Origin of the sequence: Staphylococcus sp. GDY8P131P (assembly GCF_017891975.1) — a bacterium.
Classification (GTDB): domain Bacteria; phylum Bacillota; class Bacilli; order Staphylococcales; family Staphylococcaceae; genus Staphylococcus; species Staphylococcus nepalensis.
In genome coordinates this window covers 75234-101117 of the sequence record NZ_JAESKF010000003.1, presented here as the reverse complement: position 1 = coordinate 101117, position 25884 = coordinate 75234, and the positions used below count along the sequence as shown (strand labels likewise).

The window sequence follows — 25884 nt, the reverse complement described above, 5'->3', positions numbered from 1 at the left end:
CTCCGAAGAGTGGTTAAATAGACAGACTATTAATCAAAATAATTATATTATCTTTTTCATGCTAAGTATAACTATTTTGAAGTTACTCCTTCAATCTCATCCATATATTTAATATTAGTATCCATATTAATTCCTCCTAATTTTCTACACCAAAAATTTCATTGAATGTAAAATCAATTAACTCTTTAATCTTTTCATCATTTTCTTTAGCGACTTTTATAATTGGCCATTCATAAAAGTTTAAAAATAGTAGCAATTTCATTTTATCATGTTTTATTATATCTTCAATATATTTCTCTACTAATTTCAAGCTTTCATTATCAAATAACAATATAGATTTAGCCATTTTACAGTCTAAATAATCATCTAAAAAAGAATGATGCTTAAGCTCATCCATATAATCTTCATTATTGTAATATTTATTCAAACAATAATTAATAACTGCAAACCCTTTATTTTTCTCATTAACTTTATCATTTTCTATGCTCTTTAAATATACATTGGGTATAGCTTCTTTATTATTTTCTAACCTTTTAACTAAAATACTGTTTAATTGACCAAACAATTCATCTGCATCACTTCTATACTTAGTAAAATAATATTCATATGTAACTTCAAGTACAAAGCTATAACTTATATCAATGCATTTATAAATATATTCTTCATTTAATTGAATAACATTGTTTTTATCGACATCTATTATGCTATTGTCTTTTAATAACTTATTATGTTTACTTAAAATTTTCCCATCATTATGAATAAAACAATTTCTAATTTCAAACATATCTGCAATAAACTTTATATTATCTTTAAAATTTTTACCTTTTTCTAAACTTTTCTTTAACTTTAAAGTTTTCAATATTTCTTCATTCCATTTAGTAAAATCACCATAAAACATATGTTTAACTTTCTTTTCTATCGCTAAATCTTGTAATTCATCTTTTGAGGAAAATTCTTTAATATATTCATATTTAATATCCACTTCATCTAAACTATTTGATTTATCCACTTTTTTATAAAAATTATAGACAAGACTGTTAAAAGATTTTTCTATAGCTGCACATATATGATATAAAAATGATTTGAATTTAAAATTGTTATTTGGTTTGTTAGATTTATTTGATGATGTATATACTAACCTATGAAAGTCTCTATGATTAAATTTAAATTCTATTTTTCCATCATTATTTAATTCTACTAATGCATTAGAATGAATATCATTTAACAATTCATTATTATTTATTAAATATTTTGTTATATTTTCGATTTTTTCTTTTTCTTTTAAAGAAAATTTTTGTTCTAAGTCATTTTCGTCAATGAATTTATTTATTTTGTCTTTTCTTATATAATTAATCTTATCGATAATATCCATTTGTTCTGGGTCATTAATCTCATCAACGATCTTTTTTAAAGAGTCATCAATCATAAACATTTCGTAATCAAAATCTTTTAGTATCTCCATCTATAGTAACCTCATAATCATTGTAATCTAGTATATATTACCATAAATTACTTGATTTCTATATTTTAATACTTATCTTATCCAACAATCTATTCAACATTTGCTTAGCTCTTATTTCTTTGACACCAAATATATGTCCTGCCTTTTCAAAGCTCACACCATTACATATTAGTAAAAATAAATTGTGTTCTTTTTCAGTTGCTACACTCTCTACAACGGATTCTAATTCATTATAAAATATACTTTCTTCAACATTATTATCTATATCATGAGTTTCTGCTTGATCGTTCACATTAAAGAAATCATCTATATCAATATCTTCATTATATGCATCATTATTATTTATTGTTTTGTGGTAGTTCAATATGAACTCTTTTACAGTAGATTTATCATACCTCATACATATTCTACTGCCTTTGCAACACGTTTTAATATAACTTTTCTCGCATGTCTTAGAGTTAGTTCACTCACGCCTAATACATCTGCAATTACATTATCTGTGTACTTCTTATCATTCCACCACGACAATTTGATTAACTGCTGCACTTTTATATCACAATTGTTATATACCTCTGTAATGCCCTTTACAATCGATTCTAGGTTCATATATTGAAGTTCATCCATATCACTAGGTTTATTCTTATAAGTATCTACCATGCTATGATAATTGCGCATGTTTCGTTCTAAAATAGGATAATCTACATCAGTCATATTACTAACTCCTCACGTTCTTGATTTAATGATGCTTTCGTTTCGACTAAAAAGTTTTGATATATTACTTCACTCTCTTTTTGACGCTGTTTATTGCGTTCTAAACGCTTGTGATGATGTATCTTATATAAATCTTCCTGTAGCTTATCTATCGTGTTATGTGGCTTGTCACTACCATTAGATTTAAAGTATCTCATTACTTCTTTTTGTTCTCTGGGTGTATAGCTATGAATGATTTTTTTCAATAAATTGAGTTTCTTAGTACTATTACGTTTAAAACGATTAAGCTCATCTTTTTGTTGTATTATCCATAGCACTAATTTCTCTAGAGGGTATGACACAGTTATTACGCCCTCAACCTCGTCACAAGACATATGACTCATGTTCAAATGATACATCGCATCAATCTGTTCTTGTATAGTGCGAATTTTACTGTTAATCATCATCGGTGAGTATTGTGTTAGGAGTTCGTACTCTGTAATTTTAGGTTCTTCGTAATACCATAGAATATTTTTACTTCTCTTTAAAACCATAATAGACCTCCAGACTTTGTGAAAGTTTTCATTTTGGGAATTTGGTCACAGAAAGGTGCGACTCGTTGTTCGCCGTTCCCAGAGTGACGGGGGTTTTCTTTCTCCCCTAAAAATATTTTCGAATTTATTTTCAAGAAACTTTCTAAAATTATTATTTATATTTTTCAATCCAAAAAGTATCTGCGTTTGTTTTGCTGCATCCGTTGTAATATTCACTGACTATTAACTCTTTGGCATGTATTATTTTGAAACTTATTCTTGTATAAATATATTTATATTAGCACTCTATAACTCTCCATATTAGATGGTTTTTTACGTCCTTCATACTCATTATGATTCACGCTATCAAACCTTTTGTATATGCTCTATAACGCTCTCTAAATGCCTACAATACGATTGTATATAAACAAAGTATTGATACTTATACATAACACATTACATCTAGTTATTGGTTAACATATTATTGTTACTTATCATGATGATCTAATAATATTAATTTATATTTATTTACTTTTTGTTTTCCAAATTAAAAAATAGTTTTCGATTTCACTTTTGTTTTTTAAATTTAATTCACAAAGTTTTGTAATTGGAATCTCATTTACTTTTATAATTTAATGATTGAACTTCACAATTGAAATAATTCAACAACAGAAAACATTTATCTTCAACTGAAAGTTTTATCTTCTGAACTCAATCAACAAACAAACTTAACAGAAGAACATCAACAAATGAATTAACTTAAACAATTTATCTTAATCGATTGAACATTCTTAATTCGAAATCAAATAACAATAACAATTTGTTTCTTCTCTTTGAATGTTGATGAACAATCACAATGGAACTTCTAGATGAACTATCTCATTAGTTGGATCTAATACTCACACTTAAAGCAGCAACCTTATAAGCTGTATGCTTAATAGCCTGACCTTTAACATAGGTAGCTTAATCACTGTGTTCTTAATTGTGCAGTCTCTTTATAACTATACCTTTAATATATTGATACGCCTTAAATACATCTGCCACTTCTAACATAGCCTTACTTTCATCTAGCCTATCTGGTTACTTATAAGAAAAGACCACCACCAATTAAATAGTGATGGCCTTCGTCAACGTGCACAAGATTACACAGAACTAGAACCTAATGAAAATAATAAGGAGTAATATACCCAATGGCTAATTTAGACTTTAATATTGAGCGCTCAGTATTAAAGATTTAAAATATCTTCAATATCTATATTATAACATGAACGCTGTCATAAAGCTACTTCTCACTACTTAGTATTAATAGAAATCGCACGAATATTATTTACTTTTTCAATATGGTTATTGTGAATCGTTAAAGCATCTGAGTAGACTTGTACACTTTTAATCTTATTCTGCTGTACCAACTTCACAAATTCTTTCAATATAGGTCTTTCATCAACAGTTATTGCTAGGCCTAATACACCTTTGTTATTCAAAACAATGAGGTTCTCTCTTGAGATGGATGCGAGTATATTTCCCTGCATATTGTTATTCATCATCACGCACAATTTATCATTATCCTTAACATCATCCAAAGCACCTTTGCCTATCTCAACGGATTTGAAACTTTGATGTGTCGTGTCTGCACCTTTTGTATCACTCATTTCAGCCGATGCACCTTCAGCCAGCGCCTTAAATGTAATACGATTTTTAGCGTTATTATATTTAATATTATGATCTGATTGTTTAATTGTTCTAAGCATAAGCGACCTCCTTACCACTGTTTATGACCATAGTAATATTTTTGGAAATCATCACGAGAAACAGCTCCTAATTTCTTCTCTAGTTTCCACGCATAACCTCTAGGCGTTGTATCGTGTTTATCTTTATCCAAATTAACTTCATGGTCGAAAATTTGTCCTTTATAATGATTGTAAGTTGCGTTAGGCGCTAGTTTTTCTTGTTTAACGTATTGTTCACGAGAAACACGTCGACCTGCCTCATTTTTGTTTTCGACCATTTTACGGTAAATATCTGCCACTTCATTTAGCTTATTATTCATTTCTTCCGCTAATTTTTGATGTGCAGCCTTAAATTCTGACATTTCTTCGTTGTATGCCTTATAGAACTCTTTAAATTCTTCATCAGTCACTTTGAAATTTTCTTCATTAAGTTTATCATCTAATTCAACTAACTCATTCTCTAAATCTGACTGTTGTCTCTTCAATTTAGTAGCTTCAGCATAATCGTCATTTTTACGATGATATTCTATTTTATGACTGATATCTTTAATACGTTCCGTTAATTGATTATATTCTTGCTTGAGTTTTTTAGATCTAACGCCCTTATCATAAATTCCATTATCAAAGATATTGATTGTATTGTCTTGTACTGTTTTTGCCATAATTAAATGCCTTCTTTCGATTTTGATTTATAATTCGTTTTATTTCGTTAAAGTCTTTCTCTTTTCTAGCATATTTCCTTATCAAAGCACTAATATACCTATTCGATACATTGTTCACATGGGTAGGTAAACGAGCTAGAATCTGATGTGCTATACGTTTATGATTCATAGAGAACACTCCTTAACTTATTTTCTGCGTATTGCCTTTAATGTGGTGTGTTGGCATTACATTATGACTATTTCTATCAATTTCTAACATATGGTTACCTTTTCTATATTTCTGCCAATACTTTTCATCTACAGTGAGTTTACTAATTTCTTTTAGTAAATAGTTAATCGCTATATCATCACCACGTACAAAGATAGTCATGTTACCTACACTTGTATAATTTAGTTTTAATGTACAGCCTCTTAACCACATAAACGTAAGTTCATTGTTTAACCTAGCTTGTAGTGTTGCCTGACCTAGACTAGATAAACACCAATCACATGTTATAAAGTCTATTTCTAAATATTGGTACTTGCCCTGTGTTTTATAGATGTGACAAATAGGTTTGTTATCATTTTCTAAATTCTTAATATCTTTAACGTTGAGATACTGCTTATTCAACTCGAATGAATCAGTTGGTATTGAATGCATTAGCATAGTTTATGAGTCCTCCTATTTTGAAATATGTTTAATAAGTTAATTCTATAATCACATGATTTACATTATTTTTAGTTACTACTGTTCCATATCTGTTGCCACTATTGTATAGGTATCTCATTTTCTTGATCTCCTTTTGTCCGTTTCTTAACTCAGTTTGTGCACAAAAACGCCACTTCGTGCACAACATGCACAGTTCGTACTCACACTTAACCACTACTCTCACAAGGGTTATGATGCTTTACTGTGCACGAGTGCGCCAAATTCCAGAAAAAACTTCTTATATATTAATGTCCTACTTCTTTTAGTTATTTGTATATTAACTTCTTTAAAATTGAAAATTCATGCACAGTTAGGGCTATAAACACTGTATTACCAACGGTTTGAAGGTGTGCACGAGTTAAAATATTCCATGCACAGTAACTTGTATAATTGTGATTAAATACCTTATAAACACTGTCATATCAATACATTTTCAACTGTGCACGAATTTTTATTTATTTTTGCTATTTCATGCACAGTTTCATGCACACCTTGTTTATACCACTTTTAATTTTGTGTTCACATATGAAATTTTTTGTTCTCCATGTGGTAAAAGTGTAGGTTCGAAATAACCCACCTTTACTTGTAAATCATTAACTGAATAATATCTAGGTCTTTCAACCTTCCAAGATTTATCAAGATAACGTTCAAAGCTTTTATAAAATTTCCTTTCCGAAAGTAGACGATAACCACTATATTCACAAAAAACTTTATACCTATAATAGACAACTGTTTTAGGCACTTTATCAATTCTCCATTTATCAAACTCTGTTACTTTAAAATCATATACTGGATCATTGTCTTGAATATACTCTTCTAATAATTCAGCAGATACTCTAGGCACTATAAACTTATTGAAATTTAAATTTATAGCTTTGTTAAGTACATATTCGAGTACTTTTTTATCAGCAAGGTATTTGTCTTTGATATCAGAATTTTCTTTCGTACCATTAAAATCTGCATTAAATGGAACAATCAATAACCTTCTATTAGTTCCCCCTGTTTTATTTTTAAATCGTGGCATGCCGTTAGTTGACTGAATTACAGTAGTTCTGAAAATTGTACGATATGGTTGCTTATTCTTTATATTTACAAGAACGGAATCACCTGTAACTACACTATTAAAATTTGAACTATCCTCAATATTTACGCCGACTGGCACATCATCACCAATTACAAGGGTTTTACCTTCCAATACACTTAATTTGAACTCTTGGTCAAATTCATTTACTTTCAAACTTGCTACATTATCAAAACCAATTAAATTAGAAAGTAATTCTTGAAAAGTTCCTTTACCATTATTACCATCGCCCACAAGAAATATAGCTTTTTTTCGTGTGTAGTTTCCGTTTAATGAATCGTTAATTACTTGCCATAATAATGTAAAAACTTCTCTATCACCGCACGCAACTTCATCTAACCAGTTATCGAAACTCCAACCATTAATTACAGGTTGTTTAGGGTTTCCCACGTAATTTGTAGAAATTTTAGTAGTAAATACATATTTAGGTGTAAATTCTTCTAATCTCATAGTTTTTCGGTTAAATACACCATTATTAACTGGTATCAAATGTGGTTGATTTGTCTTTTCCACAACATCTACCATATTAATTAAATGATATATAACTTCCGAAGCCTTTTTATCATTGTGTTTAGGTTCTAACCAAGAAATAATGCGTTTAATAATCGTATAGTTCTGTGTATAAATACCTTTTTCACTTTGGTACATTGCAAGTTTTGTATTTTCTTCTAAATCAAATATCACAAATTTTATTACATCATTAAGTAATACGGCACATCTATTCGAGCTAATTGTTTGGGGTGGTCGACCGGACGCTTCTCCATTTTCTTTAGCTTTTTCAAATTCAGCTTTCATAAATGCTAATTCTTCTTTTCGCATTTGCGATATCGTATATCTAAGCGATTGACCTGTACCTCTCGAATTAGGCTCATAAATCGTTTCTTGATTTACAATAGCTGTATCTAATTCGTTATTCCCCCAAGTTGAATTGCCACGAGATTCATTCCACTTATCGGTAAGATTATTGTATGTTAAAAATATTCTCTCCATTTGTGACTTATCTCTACCAGTATAAAAAGCTAATACTCTTAATAAACTTTGCACTGCTTCACTAGGACTATCGAAAATATCCTCATACTCACCAGCAAGCAATTTCTTATATTTACTTTTTTTAGTCATCATTCTAACAATTTCATCATCTGTAAAAACACTACTACCAGTTTTAGCTATTGTTATATTTTGTTTTTTAGATTCTGCTTTAAAATAACGTTCAATGATATTATCTATAACAGTCTGTTCATCACAAATTTCACTTTGTCCGATTGAATGACCTGTAACAGTCATAAAACGCCCTGTATCATATAATTCAATGTCTAAATCTGTACGTTTCTTTTTACGTTCTTCAGGCAACTTACCTTTAAAGAAGCAATGTAACCCTGTGCCACTTGGCGATAATTCACAATAAGTTAATTCAGTCATTTCTATTGCTAGATCAGTTTGTAATTGACCTGTGTTAGGATTGACTGCATCATCTACATCTAAACAAATATAATTATCATTATTACTTAATACAAAACCTATGCCATTATATTGTTTATCGCTATCAAAGAGTGAAACTACATCTTGAAATTTAACCCATGTATTAGTATTTGTAGAACTTGCTTTATAACCTTGTGTACTATACGGTACTTTCTTATATTGTTGTTGCTTACTATCCCATTCAGCGCGCCATAATACCCACTGTGGCAATTCTTTTATTTCTTCGGGTATTTCTAGCGCATTTACTTCTACAATTTTATCTAATGTTGTTATAGCCACTTAATCACTCCCGTCGCCCGTATTTTAAAGTTTTTATTTAATATATAGGCATGAAGTGTTATACTATATATAAATGAAATATAGTATTATTTCATAACCTATACATTTTACCTATGCGTTATCTGTTGAGTTTGCCGACATTACAGATGACGCTTTTTCTTTATTAATATCCATTTGGATTTCATCATACATACTCTCAATATCACTTCTGATCGCTGATAAAGTAGATATAAGAATATAATTTTGCTTAATGTTGTTATTAATCATTTGATAAGCGATTGATTCATTACTTTTCATTGCAAACTCCTTATCATTTTTTAATTGTTCATCTTCTGAACTAATATAATCTAATACACTTTGAACCTTATTTATCAAATCTGCATATTCCACTGTCTCTTCTACTTTTTCTGTGTATAACATTTTTCTAGTCCTCCAATTTAAAGTTATTATTTAATTGTTGCACTACCCATTTCATTATTTCTTCTAAATGTTGCTCTCTATTTACTTGGTAAGTTGTTTCTTTACCATTTTCAGTTACTGTATGCTCATGTGATTCATATTGATCATTAACACTTTTTCTTAATTGATAAGATATTAACGTTAAAATTTCTAATTGTTGTTGATTCATTATTTGGCCTCCAAATTTTTAAATTTAAATCCTGATACTGCCATAAATCCGTAAAACACTATTGCTATAAACACATCAAATACTAATCCGAGTAATACTGTTACCAGTGATAGTAATAAAATATATAGTAGATATTTCATAGACTTTCTTCCTCTCACGCTGCGGGCGTTATTGTTTTAATGTTTCTAATACTCCATCAATATCCTTACGATCGTAATACCATGACTTACCTTGCCTACGTTTGCGAAGTCCTGCAATTTCCCAATTTGTAATATCACCATGTGTACATCGGTACTCTTTCATGACTTCATTTTGTCTTAGCCAACGTTTCTGTGACTGCCTAGCCTTTTCTATTGCTAATTTCTCAGCAAGACTTACAATGTCGCTCACAAGTTGTTGACTTGCTTCATTACTTAGTAATTGGTTCATTTAATTCACCACACTTTCTTCAATTCCAAAAAACTCATTTGGTGTTACTTCAAAATACTCACACAACTTCATTACTGTTTTAGTATCTGGATTTTTAGTTGTTTCCTTATATAACCCATACAAAGTAGTTTTTGCTATACCTGTGTCCTTATAAACGTCAGAAACTCTTAGCTTTTTCATAGCTAATAAAATTCTAAAGTTATTTTCCATCACGTCCACCTCCGAATCTTTTTGTAGTAGATGTACTACAATTATGAGTATATAGACTATACTTTATAAAGTCAATACCTTTTGAAGTAGATGCACTACAAAATAAGTTATCAGTTGTTAATTTTGGCTTTTTACAGTACTCTATCAATGGAGGTATCAAAAAATGATAAGAAATAAACTTTCTGATTTACTTGGTCAAAGACAAATAAAGATTTCAAGACTTTCTGCATTAACGGGAATAGCAAGAAGCACACTAACACCGATATATTTCAATCATTCTGAAATGATAAAAATCGAAACAATCAATAAGATATGCAAAGCTTTAAATATTAATGTAAGTGAATTTTTCGAATCAGTTAATTTCGACATAAACTTCACGATAGATGAAGATTCTACAGATAACATTTTCTCTTTCATTGAGACAACACCAGATTATATAGAGAAATTCAATGTTGATATTGGTTCTATTTGCGAAATATCAGAACAAAACACAAGGTACTTATTAGATGTTAGTTTCAAAGCTATAGATGAAACTAAGATTATAGATTCAGTAATTTGGATTGATTTTCATGAAGATGAAGGTGAATGGTTAGAAGAAAGTTCTAAAATTATTTATCAAATGAATTTTGATACAAAAGAAGATGAAGAAATTTTTAATGAATATTTCAAAAAACTAAGTGTTGGAATGAAAATTATATTCAAAAACAAAACTATACAATTTTTAAGAGAACAGTTATTAAAAGATTTTAGTAACGATTTATCAAATCAAAAATTCAATGTTCCTAAGCAAAAATTCAAAGATATTTTTGAAAAAGCTAGTATCGAAATCGAAAATATCTAAACTTAATCTCTCATCACACCATGAGGTAACCATTCCTTCCTGGTGTGTCAATCCAATCTCACGCATGCGGGCAAAGAGGAAAGGATTGATTTAAATGATTAAGAAATATAAGAAAAAAGACGGCACTAATGCCTATATGTTTGTTGCATATTTGGGTACTGATCCAGTTACAGGAAAACAAAAGCGTACTACTAGACGTGGTTTTAAATCTGAAAGAGAAGCAAAAATTGCAGAAGCTAAGTTGCAAACAGAAATACAACAAAATGGATTTCTAAATAACGAGATTACAACTTTTAAAGATGTTTACGAGTTATGGTTAGAACAATATCAAAACACTGTAAGAGAAAGCACGTACCAGCGTGTACTCACACTATTTGACACTGCAATTTTAGAACACTTCAAAGATGTACCAGTTAAGAAGATTACTATTCCATATTGTCAAAAAGTCATTAATAAATGGAATAAGAAGTATAAGGATATGAAAGCTATTAGGATATATGCTTCTAATGTGTTAGATTATGCTGTAAATTTAAAAATTATCACTGATAACCCATTCAAACATACGAAACAACCACGAAAGAAAGAAGCAAAACAAGATGATTCTTTCAATTATTACTCTAGTGACGAATTACAGACGTTTCTAGGCTTTATAGAAGATAAACCAATGTATCATGCCATGTTTAGAACTTTGGCTTTTACAGGCTTTAGACGAGGCGAGTTGATGGCTTTAACTTGGGAAGATATTAATTTTAATAAGAAAACTATAGCCGTAAACAAAACATGTGCAAGAGGTAAAGACTATAAATTAGTCATACAAGCACCAAAAACTAAATCTTCACTTAGAACAGTCAGTATTGACGATAAAACGTTGTATATATTAAAGCACTGGAAAACTCAACAGCGTATTGAGTCATTAAAATTCGGTCACAATACTATGAACAAAAAGCAATACGTGTTTACAGATGTTACCACTAATAAACTTTTATATCCTGAACACTGTAATAAAGCTTTAAATGATATATGTAAAAATAATAACTTAAAACGTATTAAGTTACATGGATTTCGTCATGTTCATTGCTCACTTTTATTTGAAGCAGGTCTGACTATTCAAGAAGTACAAGACAGACTAGGACATGGTGACATTAAAACCACTATGGATATATACGCGCACGTTACTGAAAAACAACGTGATAAAGTAGCCGAAAAATTTGCTAATTATATCAATTTTTAGACTGAACGTATTCAAAACGTATTCAAGGCAAAATAAAAAGAGCTAGAAAGTGCATTATAGCAACGTTTCTAACTCTTTTCTTATTCTTATATATTATTCCCACTCGATTGTGCTTGGTGGTTTAGAAGTAATATCATAGACAACGCGGTTAACGTGGTCTACTTCATTTACGATGCGGCTTGAAATTTTCTGTAAGACTTCCCAGTCAATGCGGGCAAAGTCACTTGTCATACCATCAATAGATGTCACTGCGCGGATACCTACAGTGTGATCATACGTACGGTAATCTCCCATAACACCTACTGATTGAATACCCGGTAAGACAGTAAAATATTGCCAAACCTCACGTTCAAGACCTTCTTCACGGATGACTTGTCTTAAAATCGCATCTGATTCGCGTACGATTTCAAGTTTATCTTCTGTAATTTCACCCAGTACACGAATCCCTAAACCTGGTCCTGGGAATGGTTGTCTCCATACTAAGTGTTCTGGAATGCCTAATTCAATACCTAATTCACGTACTTCATCTTTAAATAATGTATTAATTGGTTCAATTAATTGGAATTCCATATCTTCTGGCAATCCACCTACATTGTGATGAGATTTAATCGTTTGTGCTGTCTTCGTGCCTGACTCGATAACATCTGTGTACAACGTGCCTTGTGCTAAGAAGTCTACACCTTCTAGTTTAGATGCTTCATCATCGAAGACATAAACGAATTCGTTACCGATGATTTTACGTTTTTGTTCTGGGTCTGATACGCCTTGTAATTTACTCATAAAACGTTCTTGAGCATTAACACGAATAATATTCATGTTAAAACCTTCACCGAATTGTTCCATGACCATGTCGCCTTCGCCTTTACGCAATAAACCATGGTCTACAAATATACATGTCAATTGGTCTCCGATTGCTTTGTGTAATAGCACTGCAACAACGGATGAATCCACGCCACCACTCATTGCGCAAAGTACTCTACGGTCACCAACGAGCCCACGAATTTTCTCTACCTCAATATCGATAAAGTTTTCCATTGACCATTCACCTGTACAGTCACACACACGGCGTACGAAGTTACGCAGTAAATCGTTGCCAAATTCTGTGTGGCGTACTTCTGGGTGGAATTGTACGCCATAGATACGACGCGATTTGTCTTCAATTGCTGCATAGTTTGTACTTGGACTGTCTGCAATCACTTCAAAGCCTTCTGGAATTTCGATGACTTTGTCTGAATGACTCATCCACACATTTTGTTCTTCAGGTAATCCAAAGAATAACTCATCTGTCTTAGCGTTAATCACAGCTTTACCATATTCGCGTTCATTAGCGCGTTCAACTTTTCCACCTAATAACTTAGTAGTTAGTTGCATACCATAACAAATGCCTAAAATAGGCACGCCTAAATTGTAAATCTCTGGATCAATTGTGAATGAATCTTCCTCATATACTGAATTAGGTCCTCCTGAAAGGATAATACCTTTCGGGTTCAAACGTTTAATTTCTTCAATACTAATTTCATGGTCATGTAACTCACTATACACGCCCATTTCACGTATACGACGTGTGATTAATTGGTTATATTGGCTACCAAAGTCTAAAACAAGTATGAGCTCTTGCTCTTTCGCCATTTCCATAGATTTAAATCTCCTTTAACTTAGAATGAATAATTGGGTGATTCTTTTGTAATTTGCACATCATGTGGGTGGCTTTCTGCTAAACCAGCTGGTCCCATACGTGTGAATTGAGCTTCTTCTCTTAACGCTTCTAAGTTACTTGAACCAGTGTAACCCATACCTGATCTTACGCCGCCCATAAGTTGATAAATTGTGTCTTGTAATGGGCCTTTGTAAGCAATACGTCCTTCAATACCTTCTGGAACGAATTTTTTCGGTGTTTTATCTTCTTGGAAATAACGATCGTTTGAACCACTTTCCATTGCACCTAATGAGCCCATACCTCTGTACACTTTATATTGTCTACCTTGGAATACTTCTGTATCGCCTGGGCTTTCTTCAGTACCTGCAAGCAAGCTACCTAACATAACTGCATGTCCGCCAGCAGCTAGCGCTTTAATGATGTCACCTGAGAATTTAATACCACCATCAGCGATAATCGCTTTACCTTGTTTACGCGCTTCTGAAGCACAGTCGTACACTGCTGTAATTTGTGGTACACCAACGCCTGCAACAACACGTGTTGTACAAATTGAACCAGGACCGATACCAACTTTAACAACATCAGCACCCGCTTCATATAAAGCTTTCGTACCTGCAGCAGTAGCTACGTTTCCGGCAATTAATGTAACTTGTGGGAATTTTTCTTTAATATGTTTAACTTGTTCTAATACGCCTTTAGAGTGTCCGTGAGCTGTATCAATAACTAATGCGTCTACGCCAGCTTCAACTAATTTTTCAGCACGGATATCGGTATCTTTTGCGATGCCGATTGCTGCGCCTACTAATAGTCTGCCAAGTTTATCTTTAGCAGAATTTGGGAATTCAAGTACTTTTTCAATATCTTTAATTGTGATTAAACCTTCTAATTTCCCGTCTTTAACTAAAGGTAACTTCTCAATTTTATGTTGTTGTAATAATTCTTCTGCTTCATCTAGTGTAGTACCAACTGGGGCTGTGATTAAATTTTCTTTCGTCATAACATCTGAAATTTTTATAGAAAAATCTTCAATAAAACGTAAGTCACGATTAGTCAAAATACCAACTAATGTTTTATCTTCTTCATTATTTACAATTGGCACACCTGAAATGCGGTATTTGCCCATTAATGCCTCTGCTTCAAACACACTTTCTTCTGGCGTTAAGAAGAACGGATTTGAAATGACACCATTTTCGGAACGTTTCACTTTTTGGACTTCATCTGCTTGATCTTCGATATTCATGTTTTTATGAATAACACCTAGGCCACCTTGTCTCGCCATTGAGATAGCCATTTTAGATTCCGTTACAGTATCCATACCTGCTGAAATAACAGGAATATTCAGTTTAATACCTTCTGATAATTGAACACTTAAATCTACTTCTTTCGGTAATACATCTGATTCTGCTGGCAACAATAACACATCGTCAAAAGTTAAAGATTCTTTTTCAAATTTATTTTCCCACATATGAATACAGCCTCCTAATATTTGTTTTATAGCTCCATTATTCCATAGTTTCTACATTTTGTTGATTCTTAATGCCGTTAAAAAAGAAATTCAAAACAATTGCTGAAATAGCACCAAGTACAATACCATTTTGAGTCAACCATGCGAATTGGTCGCCTAAAGCTTGAAATGCTTGTGGTACTGCACTTATACCCGTTCCTAGTCCAACTGATACCGCAATAACCAACAAATTATTTTGATTCTTGAAATTAATATTACCTAATATACTAACACCATATGCCATTACCATGCCAAACATAGCTATCATCGCGCCGCCTAATACAGGCAGCGGGATCATATTAGCTAAAGCGCCTAATTTAGGAATACAGCCACAAATGATGAGTAGGATGACCATACCATAAATGACTTTATTCTTTTTAGCGCCTGATAATGATACTAGTCCCACGTTTTGAGAATATGCTGTATACGGAAATGCATTAAAAATAGAGCCTAAAATAATCGCGATACCTTCAGCAGTATAGCCTTTACGAAAATCTTTTCTCTCTAAGCGCTTCCCTGTAATTTCACTTAATGCGTGGTAAACACCTGTTGATTCTATCAAGCTGACTAATGCAACGATAAAGAACACTAAAGTTGCACCAAAATCAAAACTGAATGTTGAAAATCTAAACGGTTGTGGCAATGCAAACCAATGGGCTTCTCCAACTTGTTTAACGTCTACAATGCCAAACGTTGAAGCTAAGACGGTGCCAACAACCAAACCAATCAATATGGCAATCGATTTTAAGAAACCGACTGTAAAGCGTTGTACAATTAATATGACAATTAATGTGATAACACCGAGCATGATATGCTTAGCGTCACCAAAGTTTTTAGCGTCTTCTCCACCCGCCAAATAATTCATTGCTACTGGCATTAAATTAATACCTATGATAGTAACCACACTACCTGTTACAACAGGCGGGAAGAATTTAACTAAATAAGAAAAGAATGGTGCGATTATAACGACTAATATACCTGATAAAAAGAGGGAACCATATAAGTCGCCTATGCCTTTCGTTTGGCCAATTAAAATCATCGGCGCAACTGCAGTGAATGTGCAGCCTAAGACAATGGGTAAACCAGTACCTGTCCCTTTCCACACTTGCAAGAATGTAGCCACACCGCACATAAAAATATCTACAGTAACTAAAAATGCAATTTGTTCTGGCGTGAAGTCTAAGCTCGTCCCGACAATTATCGGTACAAGAATTGCACCAGCGTACATCGCTAAGAGATGTTGTAAACTTAAAATAAAGGTTTTCATGATTGTTCCTCAACAAATGTCACTTTATTACCACTAAGAGAAGCAACTTTACATAGGGATGAAACTTTCAACCCAGCTTTTTCCAAACGCGCTCTCCCTGGTTGAAAACTTTTTTCCACTACAATGCCAACACCTATAGTTTCAGCATTTGCTTGTTTAACAATCTCATTTAAGCCTAACGATGCATCGCCATTAGCTAAGAAATCGTCTATGATTAATACTCGATCATTTTTATCTAAAAATTCATCTGAAACCATAACAGTACTTGTCGTATTTTTGGTGAATGAATGGATATCAGCGTAGTAAGCCTCTTTGGTTAATGTACTTGGTTTTGCTTTTTTAGCAAATAAACACGGTACATCAAAATGCATCGCTGCCATAATCGCTGGTGCAATACCAGATGCTTCAATGGTTAATACTTTAGTAACCCCTTCATCTTTAAATTGATTATAAAACGTTAGCCCTACGTCGTGCATCAGCTTTGCATCAATTTGATGATTTAGAAATCCATCTACCTTCAAAATCTTCTCATCAATAACAACGCCGTCTGCCTCAACTTTCCGTTTTAACAAATCCACTCAAAAAACCTCCTCATTTTGTATACAAAAAAATCCTAAACTAACCTAGTTTCAGGATCTATGAGTGAACGTGCAATACTATAAAGAAGTGATGTTCAACTTACAACTTGCGCTGCATTAATCAATGCTTCTACATTCATTTCCCTATTTATGTAAAAATGAAAAACAACAATGGTTTATAAGTGTGCTAATTAAAAGGTACATTTCCCAAATCATACTTTAAAACGATTGAAGTTGAATGTCTCGTATTGTATTGGTTACTCATAGTCATGTCGTTAATGGCAACATGGTAGAAACTTCTAGAGCCGTATCCTCTAGATTATATGAGTTAGATAAATTATTAACTGATGATAGCAAATTTTCGCGTTGTTTTCAATACAATTATTATAAGTAAGCGTTTTAAAAAGATAGATTTATTATTAAATATGTACTTTAGTAAACGTTTTCTTTACTGTAAAATCAAGATTGTCAGATGCGTAACTTCATTATATAATAAAATTGTATTCGTTTTATCTAATCATTAATAGGGAACACATTATAGAAGTAATAGAAAAACGGACGGAGGGACAAACAATGGCTGATTTTACAATCATACAAAGTAGAGAAGAAATACTGCCTACAATTGAAAAGAAACTTTCTGAAGGATATGCTGAATCCGAAATTTCAGTTATAAGTAAGACTAAATTGCATTTCGAAGAATTACACGATTCTGAAGTGAACTTAACAGCTACAAGCGGTTCATTTAGTGACAAAATGGCTAAAATTTTAACTGGCGAAGATGGCGAAGAAGTGGTTTTATCTTATTATGATATTAGTGATTATGATAAAGAGCGTTATAAGAAAGAAATTTTAGATAATAATTATCTTATTATCGCTGCTAAGGATCGTTCTTCTCATGAAGAAGTTCAAGAAGCCAACGCTGCTTATGCTACTGATCTTTTTGAAGGCACGCATTATTCAGAAGAGACCGAAGGACCAAAATCTTAACCTTCTTAATCATTCATACTCGTTGAGTGGCTTAAGTAATGGTAGACCTATGTTTATATCAATATACTAAACTTATATGATAAGTGGCTCATTTTTAAAATATACATATATGATATTTTAAAATTTTAGCCACCTTTATTAGGGGCGAGCATATGAAATCAATTTAATTATTTTGATTTCTGTCTCGCCCCTCTTTGACTTCTTCAACGCATAAAATTATTTTTAAAATCTTTAAGCAACTTATGTCCACTGTTTTACTATGTTATAATGAACGCATTATTATTGGGGGGACGTCTTTCTATGGAATTTAAAACGATTCAATCAATCGATGATCCGTTATTCAAAGCCGCATTGGCGTTATATGATAAACAATTCGGCATTGATTTATCTGAAGATGAACAAATATTTAAGCAATCTTTAAAAAATGAACATACCAAAGATGATTATATCTTTTTAGTTGGGATACAATCAAATGGAGTTGTCAGCTTGGCTACAGCACATTATGAAGCTACTACAAATTCTTCTTTTTTAATTTATCTCGTCGCAAACGATCAACCAGACCATGATGAAATAATCACCAAAACTTTAGGGCGTATAGAAAAGGAAATTAGTTATTTATCGAATCAATTACATGCGCATGATGTCAATTTTATTATGCTAGAAGTGCCTAAAGAACCTGACCAAGTTTCAGAAGAAGAAAAAGCAATTTTGAACCATAGACGTGATTTCTTATTTAATCATGGTTTCGAAAAACAGTATGACCTTGACTATTTAGCGCCCAATTCAGACGGTTTCTCGGAAGGGTTACCTAAAGATTTATATATCAAATCAAATATCGAGCTCACTAAAGATATTTACGGACCAAGCATCAAATCTAACTATATCTTAAAATATGTCTTTGCTAATAGAATTTCTAGAAGTATTATTTATCCGTTATTAGAAGAGATGAACTTACGTAAATCATAGAAGACACCACTTGAAATCACTATAAAAACAGTTTAGACTAGCATAGAGGTAAGGCTGACGTTTCACTAACCGAAGACAAACGTCGGTATACATAAAAATTATGATGAAAGGACTTATTTCTATGTTAACTAAAGAATTTGCACAACGCGTTGAGCTAAGCGAAAAACAAGTCCGTAAAATCGTTCAGCATTTAGAAGAACGCGGTTACCAACTTAGCAAGACTGAATACCGTGGTCGTGAAGCCACAGATTTCCAAGAGGAAGATATCGAATTATTCCAAGATATCGCTGAAAAAGTCAAACAAACGAATAGTTATGACTTGGCTTTCGAAGAACTTGAAAAAGAAAAAGACTTCTTACAAGTATTAGTCAAGGATGATGATAACAATCTTCCTTCTGACCAAAATGTTTCTTTACTCATTGAAGACTTACGCAGTGAAATCCAAAAAATGCGTGACGAGCGCCAAATGCTTGGTCAAATGATTAACCAAGTTCATCATCAACAACAAGAATTGCACAAAATGCAAAACCAAATTACATCTCAATTAGAAGAGAATACAGAATCTCTAAAAGCGATTCAATCATCAACAGATGAGATTAAATCTACTCAGAGTGTTATCCAAGATTCACAAAAAGAGCAAACTGAACTTGTGAAATCCAATGTTGAAACAGAACAAGTACACACTAACCAAACAACTTCGGATGATCAAACAACTTCGTTCACAGAAAATACAACTGAGCAAGTATCAGCAAAATCAGACGATAAAGAAACGGATAAGTCCGTTGATGACGCTGCAAACGATAGTGCCAAAAATGCGTCAATCCAAACTGAAAGCGAAGAAATCACTCAAATTAGCGAACAACCTTCTGAACAATCAACAAATCCAGAAAATGACCAAGCAACACCTGAAAGTGGTGCAACTAAGCGTGAAGCATCCACTGATGAATCAGAGCAAAGCGCCGATGCGGAGTCTAATAAAGAAAACGATGAAAGTGTACAACCTACAGACATCGATAATAAAGAAGAAACCGTATCAACTACTAACGAATCAAATACGCCAGGACAAGAAACAGATGCATCTCAAGAGACACCTTCTTATTCTTCACCAATAGCTAAAGAAGAACCTAAAGAAGAACGCAAAGGATTTTTTGCACGTTTATTCAATTTATAATAGTGAAAATAGCACGCCATCCTAAAATTAGGATGGCTTTTTTATGTTTAACCCCCCCTACTCCAATCCATTTATGCCTTGTTCCAACCGCATGTATATCCTATATACAACTACCACAAATTGGGTGTTATATAAATTTCTTAAAATTTTTTGAGTAATTGACTTGAATATTATTTGTTTTGCTACTATCCTTAGTATGCGTATCGGATTTCAAAAAATTAATTTAAATTTAGAAAGTGTAGGTCCTGTTTTTATGTTATTAACAATTCTTAATATCGTTATTTTTGTGGCCTTCCTCATCGGTTTATATGTAATGGCAAGAAGACACGTTTCATTTCCTAAACGTGTCTTCACAGCGTTAGGCATTGGGATTGTCTTTGGGATCGCTATCCATTTAATTTACGGTGTGGATTCAAAGGTTACTAAACAAACAACAGATTGGTTTAGTATCGTTGGAGATGGCTACATCTCATTCTTACAAATGATTGTTATACCTTTAATTTTCATTTCAATCGTTTCAGCTTTTACAAAAATCCAAATTGGAGAAAAATTTGCTAAAATTGGCATTTACATCTTCATTTTCTTAATCGGTACTGTTGCAATTGCAGCAGTCATTGGTATTATTTCAGCCTTAGTATTTGGTTTAGACGCTTCAACAATCGATTTAGGTAGCGCTGAAAGTTCAAGAGGTAGTGAACTTGCAAGCCAAGCTAAAGATATGACAGCGAGTACGTTACCTCAACAAATTTTAGAGTTATTACCAACTAACCCATTCTTAGATTTCACTGGCCAACGTACGACTTCTACAATTGCTGTAGTTATCTTTGCTGCGTTTGTCGGCTTTGCATTTTTACGCGTTATGCGTAAACAACCTGAAAGCGGACATTTACTTAAACGCGGTATCGATGCTATTTATAGTATTGTTATGTCTATCGTAACTTTTGTATTACGCTTAACACCTTATGGTATTTTAGCTATCATGGCGAATACCATCGCAACAAGTGATTTTGGCGCAATATGGACATTAGGTAAATTTGTGATTGCATCTTATGCAGCATTGATTGTTATGTATATCATTCATTTGATTATCGTGACAGGTATCGGCTTGAACCCCGTTACATTTGTTAAGAAAACATCTGAAGTACTCTTATTTGCGTTTACATCTCGCTCAAGTGCAGGGGCGTTACCTCTAAACGTTCAAACACAAAAAAACCGTTTAGGTGTACCAGATGGTATTGCTAACTTCTCAGCTTCATTCGGTCTTTCAATTGGTCAAAATGGCTGTGCTGGTATCTATCCAGCGATGCTTGCTGTCATGGTAGCACCAGCAGCTGGCGTCGAAGTTAACTTGCAATTTATTTTATCTGTAATTGGCATTGTTATTATCAGTTCATTCGGTGTAGCTGGTGTCGGAGGCGGAGCAACATTTGCTTCTATCATTGTGTTGTCTACATTAAACTTACCAGTTGCATTAGCAGGGGTGTTAATCTCTGTAGAACCATTGATTGACATGGGTCGTACCGCATTAAATGTTAACGACTCTATGCTTGCAGGTGCTGGCACTGCTAAACTAACAAACAACTTAGATTCTGACACTTATCATTCCAAAGATTATGGTGAAATTACAAGTTCCTAATCTATCATTACCTTTTACCCCGAATATAGATTAGAACTAAGACATCCATTACGATGCTCCTTCTAAAGTAGACACTTAACAGTGAAAACTTTTTAGAAGGAGTTATTTTTATGTCTAAAATCAATTTTATCTAGGGTGATTTCAATTCATTTATGTAAGCAGACGTTTTTAATAAACAATTGAATAAGTTGTTATTTTTTAGCTCTTAGATGTTCATAATGCTTTCTTAAATATATAAACTATATATTATTTTAATAATCAAAAAAGCACGTTTCTTGGATATNNATATCCAAGAAACGTGCTTTTAGTCATTAATATTCAGGTTTAAATGGACCCCAAGTAATTTTCTGTTTACCATCTAATGGAATTGAATCTATTGTGTTAGATACATCATCAAACCACTTTAAAAAAGCTGGGTTTTTATCTAAATAGGCTTCTGCACTATCTTCACTAATATCATGTAAATACCAAGCCTTACTCTCGAACTCATATTGAATTTGTGAATAGGCAAGCCGTGTGATATCAACACTGTCATACAGGCAGTTCACATGCTTAACGAGATTAGGTGCTTGTGAAATTAGGCTATTAGATATAATGTTTTTATGCGTTTGGTTATCTAAATCATTCCACATTCTTAACTGGCCGTCCATTTGAAAGAATATATCTATCGTGGAGTCATTCTCATTGAACGAAACAAGGATAAATACGCGCTCTGCTGTATGATCAACTGAATTTATCGCTCCGACGATTAATTTTTGAGCCATCTTTACCCAATAGGCTTGAGCTTCTTGAGGGGTTAGTTTACTGCTAGAAGAGTAAATATAGTTTTTATTTGCATTGGAATCTCCATGCGTCTTCTTTCCAAATAACTTGTCAAACATGCTCAACATAACCAACCCCTTTCTAAGAGATGAACTTTCCCCATCCTAAATGGTGTTCAACAGAAGTTGTCAGTTTACTATTTTTGAATAAAACCTGATTTATTCAATTGCTCTAACATATCTAATCTCTGTTTAGCACTCATAAAATTAGAGATTTGTTCTGACCATGTTTCACTACGTTCTCCATTTGTGCGAGATGCATAATACTTACTAACTGTTTGATCATAAGCACTTAATGCTCTCCGTTGCACTTCTTTATCGCTGTTATACTTGTTTTGATGGAAGACATGCTCGATTGGTAAACGTGGTTTAGGGCTACCATTTTCGTTATCTGCTGGTATACCCAATGCCATTCCAAACAACGGGAAAGTATGCTCTGGCAATTCTAAAATTTCACGTACACGTTCAACATCGTTTCTAAGCGATCCTAAATAGACCATGCCGTAGCCCATATCCTCAGCCGTAGTAGCAATATTTTGAGCAACTAATGCCGCATCAATTGTACCTACTAATAGTCCTTCTGCTGATTCAAAAGACGTCGACATATCATTTTTAGAATTTTCATTCACAATTGCATGTCTATAATAATCCATTACAAAGACGAGCAAATAGCCATTTTCAACTACATAGGGTTGACCAGAGACTTCTTTCAAATCTTCTTTAACCTCAGGGTCATCAATACCGATAATTGAATACGCTTGTAAATAACTGGATGTCGAAGCACTTTGCCCTGCTTCAATTAATTGTTTAACGCTCTCTTCTGAGACAGGATCTTTCTTGAAACTTTTAACCGAATGATGTTTTTTCAATAAGTTGTATACATAATCAGACATGTCATATCCGCTCCTCTTTATGTAAATGTTTATAGTATTTAAATGATAACAAAGCTTGTATTTAATTGCTCATTATCTGTTTACCCATTTTTTATTATTTCAAAATAATTGAATACTGATATAAATTAAATTAGTGCTATATTTGTAAATGAATTTTTGAAACGCATGACATAATAGTTAAAAATTAATTTCGACCTGCTTTCCTTTGCGTGACAATGCTTTTTATACATGTTCAAATCATATTGATGAAAACTTCATTATATAATCAATCATTTACAACTAAAATGTTTTCTAAACCCATTAACGTGGAACTCATAATGTAAGGGGGGAATTATTTTGAGTAACAAAAAACAAGATCAATTAAAAAATGTAGAAAAAGACAATGACGAAAAAGCAATGACGACGAATAATGGTGTCAAAATAAGCGAAGATGAAAATACCTTAACAGTAGGAGAACGTGGCCCCAGCTTATTAGAAGATTTCCATTTCAGAGAAAAAATCATGCATTTCGACCATGAACGTATCCCAGAACGCGTCGTTCATGCACGCGGTTTTGGAGCTCACGGTGAATTCCAAGTATATAAAGATTTATCAGAATACACTTCTGCAGACTTTTTAACACACCCCGAAAAAACAACGCCAGTGTTTGTTAGATTTTCAACCGTTCAAGGCTCTAAAGGTTCTCCAGATACAGTCAGAGACGTACGTGGTTTTGCCACAAAATTCTACACAGATGAAGGCATTTTTGATTTAGTAGGAAATGACATCCCAGTATTCTTTATCCAAGACGCAATCAAATTCCCAGATTTAATTCATGCAGTTAAGCCAGAACCACACAATGAAATGCCTCAAGGTGGTACAGCGCACGATACATTTTATGACTTCTTTGCCCAAAATCCTGAATCAACACATACAACTGTGTGGGCAATGAGTGATCGTGGTATACCTAAGAGCTTCAGACAGATTGAAGGTTTTGGTATTCATACTTTCCGTCTAGTGAACAGTGAAGGCGGCTCGTATTTCGTTAAATTCCATTGGAAGCCGCTTCAAGGTTTAGAAGGTTTAGTATGGGACGAAGCTCAAATGTTACATGGTAAGGACGTAGACTTCCATCGTAAAGATTTGTATGAATCCATTGAAAAAGGCGATTACCCTGAATGGGAATTAGGTCTCCAAATTATACGTCCTGAACAAGAATTCGATTTTGATTTTGATATTTTAGATCCAACTAAAATTTGGCCTGAAGATCAGGTCCCAGTTCAAAGAGTTGGTAAAATGACATTAAATCGAAATGTTACTAACGTTTTTGACGAAACTGAACAAGCGGCTTTCCATCCTGGTCATATTGTACCAGGTATCGATTTCTCTAATGACCCATTATTACAGGGACGTTTATTCTCGTATACAGATACGCAAATCACTAGATTAGGTGGTCCAAACTTCAACCAAATACCAATCAACCGTCCTGTTAACGAGGTACACAATAACCAAAGAGATGCCATGCATCAAATGAACGTGAACAAAGGACAAGTAGCTTACCATAAAAACGCACTTAACAACAATGATCCTCATACAACACCTAAAGAAGAAGGCGGCTATGAACACTACCAAGAAAAAGTCGAAGGCCGTAAAATCCAAAAACGTAGCGAAAGTTTCAAAGATTATTATAGCCAAGCTAAACTTTATTTAAATAGTTTAACGCAACCTGAATTTGACCATACTGTAGATGGTTTCTCATTTGAAATAGGCATGTGTGATTCTATTATGGTTAAGCAAAATGCAGTTAACCAATTAAATAAGGTAGACCGCACTTTAGCTGAGCGTGTAGCTAAAAATGTAGGTGTCGAAGTACCTGAAGTAAATGAAGAAGTAAATTCAGACGAAAAAGATAGCAAATTATCAATGGAAACACTAGATATTCCATTAGCTGGTCACTCTGTAGCAGTAGCAGTAAATGGCGATATCAGTGCGGATACATTGAAATCTTACGCTAAAACATTTACAGAAAACAAATTGAATTATGCGTTCGTTGGACAGCACCCTAAAGATATTTCAGAAGAATTCGGTATCACGGAAACATTTGATACTGCTCATCCAACACTATTTGATAGTTTAATCGTTTTATCAGATGGCAGCGACATTCTTCCACCTGTTGAAGAATTCGCAGAACTCACGTATAAGCACAATAAACCATTAGTGGTGAACCAAGCAGCTTCTCAAGGCTTAGCAGGTGCTAAGTTAAATTTAGAAGCTCCTGGTGTCTTTGTTTCAGATGACCCTCAAACAATTGTGCAAGCATTTGAACGCAAAAGATATTGGGACAGATAATCTTTTTAATCACTAGCAAACTATATACAGGTTAGTCACCTTCCTACTGGGGGCGAGTTAAGAAATTAAATTGTTACTTTTAATTTTTTCTCGCCTCCGTTTCTTTTATCCATTAAAATATTGTGTAAGTAGATAT

General features: G+C 33.0%; 27 protein-coding genes and 1 riboswitch. Of the genes, 7 read left to right on the top strand and 20 right to left on the bottom strand.

Annotated features, from left to right (window positions below; all coding sequences use genetic code 11):
* Positions 1-136 precede the first annotated feature (136 nt).
* The 14 genes from KA894_RS03795 to KA894_RS03730 form a co-directional block, all read right to left on the bottom strand.
* The gene (locus KA894_RS03795) at positions 137-1462 is read right to left on the bottom strand and encodes a hypothetical protein (protein ID WP_210133718.1); all 1326 of its coding nucleotides are present in this window, start codon (positions 1460-1462) and stop codon (positions 137-139) included.
* 58 nt (positions 1463-1520) lie between these two features.
* Positions 1521-1862, bottom strand: coding sequence for a sigma-70 family RNA polymerase sigma factor (locus tag KA894_RS03790; protein ID WP_210133717.1), 342 nt, complete (start codon positions 1860-1862; stop codon positions 1521-1523).
* Positions 1859-2173 carry a hypothetical protein gene (locus KA894_RS03785; protein WP_210133716.1) on the bottom strand — a complete coding sequence of 105 codons (315 nt, stop codon included), beginning with the start codon at positions 2171-2173 and terminating at the stop codon, positions 1859-1861. The genes KA894_RS03790 and KA894_RS03785 overlap by 4 nt, the downstream gene beginning before the upstream one ends.
* Entirely contained in the window at positions 2170-2706 is a 537-nt protein-coding gene (locus KA894_RS03780; protein WP_210133715.1) for a pathogenicity island protein, read from the bottom strand. The genes KA894_RS03785 and KA894_RS03780 overlap by 4 nt, the downstream gene beginning before the upstream one ends.
* Before the next feature lie 1271 nt (positions 2707-3977).
* The gene (locus KA894_RS03775; RefSeq protein ID WP_210133714.1) at positions 3978-4433 is read right to left on the bottom strand and encodes a hypothetical protein; all 456 of its coding nucleotides are present in this window, start codon (positions 4431-4433) and stop codon (positions 3978-3980) included.
* Between the two features lie 11 nt (positions 4434-4444).
* Complete coding sequence (locus KA894_RS03770) at positions 4445-5074, bottom strand: hypothetical protein (RefSeq protein ID WP_210133713.1); 630 nt, start codon at positions 5072-5074, stop codon at positions 4445-4447.
* On the bottom strand, positions 5034-5243 hold the full coding sequence (locus KA894_RS03765) for a hypothetical protein (protein WP_210133712.1): 210 nt from the start codon (positions 5241-5243) through the stop codon (positions 5034-5036). Before KA894_RS03765 ends, KA894_RS03770 begins: the two co-directional genes overlap by 41 nt.
* A gap of 12 nt (positions 5244-5255) precedes the next feature.
* On the bottom strand, positions 5256-5720 hold the full coding sequence (locus tag KA894_RS03760; RefSeq protein WP_210133711.1) for a hypothetical protein: 465 nt from the start codon (positions 5718-5720) through the stop codon (positions 5256-5258).
* A gap of 538 nt (positions 5721-6258) precedes the next feature.
* A complete protein-coding gene (locus KA894_RS03755) occupies positions 6259-8601 on the bottom strand; it encodes a phage/plasmid primase, P4 family (protein WP_210133710.1) in 2343 nt (780 codons plus the stop codon).
* A gap of 111 nt (positions 8602-8712) precedes the next feature.
* A complete protein-coding gene (locus KA894_RS03750) occupies positions 8713-9021 on the bottom strand; it encodes a hypothetical protein (protein ID WP_210133709.1) in 309 nt (102 codons plus the stop codon).
* Between the two features lie 4 nt (positions 9022-9025).
* Positions 9026-9229: a TscA family type II toxin-antitoxin system antitoxin gene (locus KA894_RS03745; RefSeq protein WP_210133708.1), complete on the bottom strand. Its 204-nt coding sequence runs from the start codon at positions 9227-9229 to the stop codon at positions 9026-9028.
* Entirely contained in the window at positions 9229-9369 is a 141-nt protein-coding gene (locus KA894_RS03740) for a hypothetical protein (protein WP_210133707.1), read from the bottom strand. The genes KA894_RS03745 and KA894_RS03740 overlap by 1 nt, the downstream gene beginning before the upstream one ends.
* A 28-nt stretch (positions 9370-9397) precedes the next feature.
* A complete protein-coding gene (locus KA894_RS03735; protein ID WP_210133706.1) occupies positions 9398-9658 on the bottom strand; it encodes a DNA-binding protein in 261 nt (86 codons plus the stop codon).
* Complete coding sequence (locus tag KA894_RS03730; RefSeq protein WP_210133705.1) at positions 9659-9868, bottom strand: helix-turn-helix domain-containing protein; 210 nt, start codon at positions 9866-9868, stop codon at positions 9659-9661.
* Between the two features lie 163 nt (positions 9869-10031).
* On the opposite strand from KA894_RS03730, the gene KA894_RS03725 reads away from it, so the two are divergent.
* Both KA894_RS03725 and KA894_RS03720 read left to right on the top strand, forming a co-directional pair.
* Complete coding sequence (locus KA894_RS03725; protein WP_210133704.1) at positions 10032-10709, top strand: helix-turn-helix domain-containing protein; 678 nt, start codon at positions 10032-10034, stop codon at positions 10707-10709.
* A 94-nt stretch (positions 10710-10803) separates the two neighbouring features.
* On the top strand, positions 10804-11940 hold the full coding sequence (locus tag KA894_RS03720) for a site-specific integrase (protein WP_210133703.1): 1137 nt from the start codon (positions 10804-10806) through the stop codon (positions 11938-11940).
* A gap of 93 nt (positions 11941-12033) precedes the next feature.
* On the opposite strand, the gene guaA is transcribed toward KA894_RS03720, so the two are convergent.
* From guaA to xpt, 4 genes are read right to left on the bottom strand one after another with little or no spacing between them, the layout of a single operon-like run.
* Positions 12034-13575, bottom strand: a complete 1542-nt coding sequence (guaA, locus tag KA894_RS03715; RefSeq protein WP_096811033.1) for a glutamine-hydrolyzing GMP synthase — start codon at positions 13573-13575, stop codon at positions 12034-12036.
* A gap of 20 nt (positions 13576-13595) precedes the next feature.
* Entirely contained in the window at positions 13596-15062 is a 1467-nt protein-coding gene (gene guaB / locus KA894_RS03710; RefSeq protein WP_096811034.1) for an IMP dehydrogenase, read from the bottom strand.
* Between the two features lie 37 nt (positions 15063-15099).
* Positions 15100-16368: a xanthine permease PbuX gene (pbuX, locus tag KA894_RS03705; RefSeq protein WP_096811035.1), complete on the bottom strand. Its 1269-nt coding sequence runs from the start codon at positions 16366-16368 to the stop codon at positions 15100-15102.
* The gene (gene xpt / locus KA894_RS03700; RefSeq protein WP_096811036.1) at positions 16365-16946 is read right to left on the bottom strand and encodes a xanthine phosphoribosyltransferase; all 582 of its coding nucleotides are present in this window, start codon (positions 16944-16946) and stop codon (positions 16365-16367) included. Before xpt ends, pbuX begins: the two co-directional genes overlap by 4 nt.
* 244 nt (positions 16947-17190) lie before the next feature.
* Positions 17191-17293, bottom strand: a riboswitch (purine riboswitch).
* A gap of 226 nt (positions 17294-17519) precedes the next feature.
* Between xpt and KA894_RS03695 the strand changes: the two genes are divergently transcribed.
* The 4 genes from KA894_RS03695 (at position 17520) to KA894_RS03680 (ending at position 21706) form a co-directional block, all read left to right on the top strand.
* A complete protein-coding gene (locus KA894_RS03695; RefSeq protein WP_096811037.1) occupies positions 17520-17933 on the top strand; it encodes a general stress protein in 414 nt (137 codons plus the stop codon).
* Positions 17934-18233: 300 nt separating this feature from the next.
* A complete protein-coding gene (locus KA894_RS03690) occupies positions 18234-18899 on the top strand; it encodes a hypothetical protein (RefSeq protein WP_119488185.1) in 666 nt (221 codons plus the stop codon).
* Positions 18900-19020: 121 nt separating this feature from the next.
* The gene (locus KA894_RS03685) at positions 19021-20070 is read left to right on the top strand and encodes a prolipoprotein diacylglyceryl transferase (RefSeq protein ID WP_119488184.1); all 1050 of its coding nucleotides are present in this window, start codon (positions 19021-19023) and stop codon (positions 20068-20070) included.
* A gap of 253 nt (positions 20071-20323) precedes the next feature.
* Entirely contained in the window at positions 20324-21706 is a 1383-nt protein-coding gene (locus KA894_RS03680; protein ID WP_096811245.1) for an L-cystine transporter, read from the top strand.
* Between the two features lie 311 nt (positions 21707-22017).
* On the opposite strand, the gene KA894_RS03675 is transcribed toward KA894_RS03680, so the two are convergent.
* Together KA894_RS03675 and nfsA are read right to left on the bottom strand one after the other, a co-directional pair.
* Positions 22018-22587, bottom strand: a complete 570-nt coding sequence (locus KA894_RS03675; protein WP_096811246.1) for a hypothetical protein — start codon at positions 22585-22587, stop codon at positions 22018-22020.
* Between the two features lie 77 nt (positions 22588-22664).
* The gene (nfsA, locus tag KA894_RS03670; protein ID WP_210133702.1) at positions 22665-23420 is read right to left on the bottom strand and encodes an oxygen-insensitive NADPH nitroreductase; all 756 of its coding nucleotides are present in this window, start codon (positions 23418-23420) and stop codon (positions 22665-22667) included.
* Between the two features lie 336 nt (positions 23421-23756).
* Between nfsA and KA894_RS03665 the strand changes: the two genes are divergently transcribed.
* The gene (locus KA894_RS03665; RefSeq protein WP_115342444.1) at positions 23757-25748 is read left to right on the top strand and encodes a catalase; all 1992 of its coding nucleotides are present in this window, start codon (positions 23757-23759) and stop codon (positions 25746-25748) included.
* The last annotated feature ends 136 nt before the right edge of the window (positions 25749-25884 follow it).

Excerpts from the sequence above, each read along its gene's own strand:
- KA894_RS03795 (WP_210133718.1), bottom strand. The coding sequence starts at position 1,462 with ATGGAGATACTAAAAGATTTTGATTACGAAATGTTTATGATTGATGAC.
- KA894_RS03790 (WP_210133717.1), bottom strand. The coding sequence starts at position 1,862 with ATGAGGTATGATAAATCTACTGTAAAAGAGTTCATATTGAACTACCAC.
- KA894_RS03785 (WP_210133716.1), bottom strand. The coding sequence starts at position 2,173 with ATGACTGATGTAGATTATCCTATTTTAGAACGAAACATGCGCAATTAT.
- KA894_RS03780 (WP_210133715.1), bottom strand. The coding sequence starts at position 2,706 with ATGGTTTTAAAGAGAAGTAAAAATATTCTATGGTATTACGAAGAACCT.
- KA894_RS03775 (WP_210133714.1), bottom strand. The coding sequence starts at position 4,433 with ATGCTTAGAACAATTAAACAATCAGATCATAATATTAAATATAATAAC.
- KA894_RS03770 (WP_210133713.1), bottom strand. The coding sequence starts at position 5,074 with ATGGCAAAAACAGTACAAGACAATACAATCAATATCTTTGATAATGGA.
- KA894_RS03765 (WP_210133712.1), bottom strand. The coding sequence starts at position 5,243 with ATGAATCATAAACGTATAGCACATCAGATTCTAGCTCGTTTACCTACC.
- KA894_RS03760 (WP_210133711.1), bottom strand. The coding sequence starts at position 5,720 with ATGCTAATGCATTCAATACCAACTGATTCATTCGAGTTGAATAAGCAG.
- KA894_RS03750 (WP_210133709.1), bottom strand. The coding sequence starts at position 9,021 with ATGTTATACACAGAAAAAGTAGAAGAGACAGTGGAATATGCAGATTTG.
- KA894_RS03745 (WP_210133708.1), bottom strand. The coding sequence starts at position 9,229 with ATGAATCAACAACAATTAGAAATTTTAACGTTAATATCTTATCAATTA.
- KA894_RS03740 (WP_210133707.1), bottom strand. The coding sequence starts at position 9,369 with ATGAAATATCTACTATATATTTTATTACTATCACTGGTAACAGTATTA.
- KA894_RS03735 (WP_210133706.1), bottom strand. The coding sequence starts at position 9,658 with ATGAACCAATTACTAAGTAATGAAGCAAGTCAACAACTTGTGAGCGAC.
- KA894_RS03730 (WP_210133705.1), bottom strand. The coding sequence starts at position 9,868 with ATGGAAAATAACTTTAGAATTTTATTAGCTATGAAAAAGCTAAGAGTT.
- KA894_RS03725 (WP_210133704.1), top strand. The coding sequence starts at position 10,032 with ATGATAAGAAATAAACTTTCTGATTTACTTGGTCAAAGACAAATAAAG.
- KA894_RS03720 (WP_210133703.1), top strand. The coding sequence starts at position 10,804 with ATGATTAAGAAATATAAGAAAAAAGACGGCACTAATGCCTATATGTTT.
- guaA (WP_096811033.1), bottom strand. The coding sequence starts at position 13,575 with ATGGAAATGGCGAAAGAGCAAGAGCTCATACTTGTTTTAGACTTTGGT.
- guaB (WP_096811034.1), bottom strand. The coding sequence starts at position 15,062 with ATGTGGGAAAATAAATTTGAAAAAGAATCTTTAACTTTTGACGATGTG.
- pbuX (WP_096811035.1), bottom strand. The coding sequence starts at position 16,368 with ATGAAAACCTTTATTTTAAGTTTACAACATCTCTTAGCGATGTACGCT.
- KA894_RS03695 (WP_096811037.1), top strand. The coding sequence starts at position 17,520 with ATGGCTGATTTTACAATCATACAAAGTAGAGAAGAAATACTGCCTACA.
- KA894_RS03690 (WP_119488185.1), top strand. The coding sequence starts at position 18,234 with ATGGAATTTAAAACGATTCAATCAATCGATGATCCGTTATTCAAAGCC.
- KA894_RS03685 (WP_119488184.1), top strand. The coding sequence starts at position 19,021 with ATGTTAACTAAAGAATTTGCACAACGCGTTGAGCTAAGCGAAAAACAA.
- KA894_RS03680 (WP_096811245.1), top strand. The coding sequence starts at position 20,324 with ATGTTATTAACAATTCTTAATATCGTTATTTTTGTGGCCTTCCTCATC.
- KA894_RS03675 (WP_096811246.1), bottom strand. The coding sequence starts at position 22,587 with ATGTTTGACAAGTTATTTGGAAAGAAGACGCATGGAGATTCCAATGCA.
- nfsA (WP_210133702.1), bottom strand. The coding sequence starts at position 23,420 with ATGTCTGATTATGTATACAACTTATTGAAAAAACATCATTCGGTTAAA.